Source organism: Micromonospora sp. NRRL B-16802 (genome assembly GCF_001279555.1).
GTDB classification, from domain to species: domain Bacteria; phylum Actinomycetota; class Actinomycetes; order Mycobacteriales; family Micromonosporaceae; genus Micromonospora; species Micromonospora profundi.
This window is the reverse complement of the sequence record NZ_LGEB01000133.1, coordinates 1-647: the sequence shown is the minus strand read 5'-3', so window position 1 is coordinate 647 and position 647 is coordinate 1. Positions and strand designations below refer to the sequence as shown.

Genomic DNA, 647 nt, shown 5'->3' with positions numbered 1-647 from the left:
CCTACGTCCCCCTCGACCCCGAACTCCCCCCCGAACGCCTCACCGCCATGCTCCACGACGCCACCCCACCCCTGATCATCACCACAAGCACCCACACCCAGGCGTTCCCCACCACCCTCGACGTCACCGACACCACCAACGACGACACCGGCTGCACCCCCGACGACTGCACCCTCCACACCCACACCACCGCCGACGACACCGCATACCTGATCTACACCTCCGGCTCCACCGGCACCCCCAAGGGCGTCGCAGTCCCCCACCGCGGACTCCACAACCGCATCACCTGGATGCAAGACACCTACCACCTCCAGGCCCACGACCGGGTGCTCCAGAAAACGCCCTACGGCTTCGACGTCTCCGTCTGGGAATTCTTCTGGCCCCTCACCACCGGCGCCACCCTCGTACTCGCCGCCCCCGGCGGCCACCGCGACCCCGACTACCTACACCAACTCATCGTCGACGAGGGCGTCACCACACTGCACTTCGTCCCCACCATGCTCCAAACCTTCCTCGACGCCACCGCCGACCGCGGCCCCCTCGGCCAGGTCCGCCACGTCTTCTGCAGCGGCGAAGCACTACCACCAGACACCGCACACCGCTTCCTCACCACCTGGCCCCACATCGAACTCCACAACCTCTACGGA

General features: G+C 67.2%; 1 protein-coding gene. It reads left to right on the top strand.

The window, feature by feature from the left end:
* Positions 1–647 (top strand): AMP-binding protein (locus ADK66_RS30330; RefSeq protein ID WP_157553116.1); only part of this gene is annotated, 647 nt, incomplete at both ends.